Annotated in this window: 1 protein-coding gene; it reads right to left on the bottom strand. The window is 70.6% G+C overall.

Translation table 11 applies throughout. The annotated features are described in order from the left end of the window. Window positions 1-3,860, bottom strand: a 3,860-nt coding sequence (locus Q8814_RS24925; RefSeq protein ID WP_330154641.1) for an amino acid adenylation domain-containing protein, incomplete at both ends; no start/stop codon positions are given.

Genomic DNA, 3,860 nt, shown 5'->3' with positions numbered 1-3,860 from the left:
TGTGTTCGGCGACCACCGAGACGAGTTCGGGGATATCGGCCGGCTCCGGCCCGTCCCCGTCGACACCGAGGCCGGCGAGCAGATCACTCATCGGGATGCCCGCCTGCTCGGATGCGGCCGCCTCGGAGAGCTCGGTGCCGACGAAGCTGTCGAGCATTGCCAGTGTCTCGACGCTTTCGCCCACGGCCTGCAGTTGCACCGCCATGGCGTGCGCGATCACGCCGCCGAGTGACCAGCCGAGCAGCCGGTAGGGCCCGTGCGGCTGGATGCGACGAATCTCGTCGACGTAGTGAGCCGCCAGGTCGTCGAGGGTGGCGGGTTTGTCGTCGAGCGGGGTCTGTAGTCCGTACACGGGCACCGACGGATCGATCTGCCGGGCGAGTGCCGTGTAGCACCACGACAATCCGACGATCGGGTGGACGCAGAACAGCGGCGGCAGGTCGCCCTGGGCCCGGATCGGCAGGATCGTCCCGAACTCCGGTCCCCCGCTTCCGCCTTCGGCGATCCGCGCGGCCAGCGCTTCGACGGTGGGATGGGTGAACACCCACTGCATCGGGACGGCGGTGTGCAGCGCGTCCCGCAGCCGCGCGACGAGTCGGGTGGCGCTGAGCGAGTTGCCGCCGAGTGCGAAGAAGTCGTCGTCGAGGCCGACGCGGTCGGCGCCGAGCAGGTCGGCGTAGACGGCGGCGACGGCTTGCTCGACGGGATTCTCCGGCGCACGGAACGCCTGCGCTTCGAAACCGGCGACGGGCAGTGCCTTTCGGTCGAGCTTGCCGTTCACGGTGATCGGCAGCGCGTCGAGGACGAGGATCTGCGCGGGCACCATGTAGGAGGGCAGTTCGTCGGCGATCCGGTCGCGCAGCGTCTGCGGGTCGGCGGTGCGGCCGGCGGCGGCAACGACGTAGCCGATGAGCCGGTCGCCGATGCGGGTGTCGATGTGCAGCACGACGACGGCCTGAGCGACCTCGCCGGTGCGGGTGAGGACGGCTTCGATTTCACCGAGTTCGATACGCAGGCCGCGCATCTGCACCTGGGCGTCGCTGCGCCCGACGAAGTCGATTTCGCCGGCTACATTGCGTCGCACCAGGTCTCCGGTGCGGTACAGGAGCCCACCGGTGAAGGGGCTCGCGACGAAGCGCGAGGCCGTCAGCCCCGGTTGCGCGTGGTAGCCGCGCGCGATGCGCGCGCCCGACAGGTACAGCTCGCCGACGACACCGTCGGGCACGGGGTGCAGCCGGTTGTCGAGGACGACGGCACCGGCTCCGTGGATCGGCACGCCGATGGTGATGGCGTCGCCCGGGCTCAGCGGCGCGGTTTCGGTGACGATGATGGTGGTTTCGGTGGGTCCGTAGCTGTTGACGAACCGGCAGATCGGCCCGAACTGTGCGACGAGTTCGGGCGGGCACACGTCGCCACCGACCACGACCGCTTCGAGGTCGGGCAGGTCGTCGGGGGTGACGGTGCCGAGCGCGGCCGGTGCGGTGATGATGTGCGTGACGTGTTCGCGGCGCAGCAGGTCGGTCAGTTCGCTGCCGCCGACGATGTCGGGTGCCGCGACCACCATGGTGGCACCGGCCGAGAACGCGGCGATCTGCTCGAACACGGACGCGTCGAAACTCGACGACGAGAACCGCAACATGCGCGAGGCGGCGGTGAGGCCCAGTTCGGGGCGGTGTCCGGCGGTGAAGGCGGCCAGGCCGCGGTGGGTGACGACGACGCCCTTCGGAGTGCCGGTCGAGCCGGACGTGTAGATCATGTACGCCGCGGATAGAGCGGTCAGCGAGGCGCTCCGCGCGATGGGCGCATCGGAGTATCCGTCGGTGTCGTCGACGCGCAGCCACGGGATATCGGAGGACGGTGCATCTCCGTTCGTGAGCCCCAGCGTGGCGCCGGAGTCCGACAGCAGATATGCGATTCGTGCTTCGGGCAGTGCAGGGTCGACCGGCACGAACGCTGCACCGGTCTTCGCCACGGCCCACAACGCGACCATCGCCTCGAGCGACCGTGAGAACGACAGTGCCACAAACACTTCGGGACCGACATGATGTTCGACGAGCTTGCGAGCGAGCCGATTGGATGCGCGGTCCAGTTCGGTGTACGTCAGATGCCGGCTGCCGTCGGTGGCTGCGACGCCGACCGGGTTCGCCGCGACACCGCGCGCCAGGATCTCGGGCAGCAGCAGAACCGGAAGGTCGGCAGGCCGCGCATGCGCGAGGGCGCGAGCCGTGTCGGTGTCGCCCAACAGCGACACGTCGCCTACCGGTGTCGCCGGATTCTCGATCACCGCGTCCAGCAACCGCACCCACCACTGCGTGAACGATTCGGCGGTATCGGCGTCGAACAGGTCGGTGGCGTAGGTCAGCGACGCGGCCAGACCGCCGTCGTCGTCGCGCAGGGTGAATTCGAGGTCGACCTTGGCGACGTCGACGCCCGGGTCGACGGGTTCGACGCTCAGTCCGGGTAGTGCGAGGACACCGGTGCCCTGGTTCTGCAGCGACAGCGACACCTGGAACAGCGGCGCGTGGCTCTGCGAACGGACGGGGTCGACGGCGTCGACGATCTGCTCGAACGGCACGTCGGCGTGCCCGAACGCGGCGAGGTCGGTGTCGCGGACCTGCTCGAGCAGCCGGTCGAAGCCGGCGGCCGGATCGAGCCGGGTGCGGAGCACGAGCGTGTTGACGAACATGCCGACGATGTCGTCGAGCGCGGCCTCACCGCGACCGGCGATGGGCGTGCCGACGCTGACGTCGTCGGTACTGCCGAGCCGCGCGAGCAGCACCGACAGCGCGGCGTGCAGCACCATGAACCGCGTGGCGCCGTGCATGCGGGCGAGGTCGTCGAGCGCCCGCACGGTCGCGGCGTCGATGCGGAAGTCGGTGCGGGCGCCGCGCTGCGACGCGACCGCCGAGCGGGGCCGATCGGCGGGCAACTCGAGCACCGCAGGGGCATCGGCGAGCGTGTCGGTCCAGTAGGCGAGCTGACGGGCCGCGAGCGAGTCGGTGTCGGCCGGGTCGCCGAGCATCGAGCGTTGCCACAGCGCGAAGTCCGCGTACTGCACGGCGAGCGGTTCCCACTGCGGAGCGGTGCCGGCGAGCCGGGCGCTGTACGCGATGAGGATGTCGCGGGCCAGCGGCACGGTGGACGCGCCGTCGGCAGCGATGTGGTGCACGACGACGACGAGCATGTGGTCGTCGGCGGCGGCCTGCAGCAGCGCGCCGCGGATCGGGACCTCGGTGGTGACGTCGAATCCGCGCGACAGCACCGCGAACATCTCGTCGCGCTCGGTCTCGGTGGTGACCGGTCGCGGGACCAGGTCCAGCGCGGCGTCGTCGAGGATCACCTGCTGCGGCCCGTCGGCGTCGGGGAACACGGTGCGCAGCGTTTCGTGGCGCTGCACCACGTCGTGCACGGCAGCCTGCAACGCGGCGTGGTCGAGGGTGCCGCGCAGCCGCACGGCGACGGGGATGTTGTAGACGGGTGAGGTGGGATCGAACCGGTTGATCAGCCACATCCGATGCTGGGCGGGTGAGAGCGGGATGCGGTCGGGGCGGGGGCCGGCGAGGAGCGGTGGCCGCGTCCCTGTTCCGCCTTCGCCGACCACCGCGGCCAGCGCCGCCACGGTCGGGTTCTCGAAGACGGCGCGCACCCCGAGCGAGGAGTCGAGCCGGGCGACCACGCGGGTCGCCGACAGCGAGTTGCCGCCGAGCGCGAAGAAGTCGTCGTGCGCTCCGGCCCGGTCGAGGCCGAGCACCTCGGCGAACACCGCCGCGACACGGGTCTCACCGTCGGTGCGTGGGGCAACGAATTCGGTTGTGGTGAAGACGGGTTCGGGCAGCGTCCGGGTGTCGATCTTGCCGGCG

The organism is Rhodococcus chondri, from assembly GCF_036327435.1.
Classification (GTDB): domain Bacteria; phylum Actinomycetota; class Actinomycetes; order Mycobacteriales; family Mycobacteriaceae; genus Rhodococcus; species Rhodococcus chondri.
The sequence above is the reverse complement of the archived record's forward strand: the minus strand, read 5'-3'. Positions and strand labels throughout refer to the sequence as shown.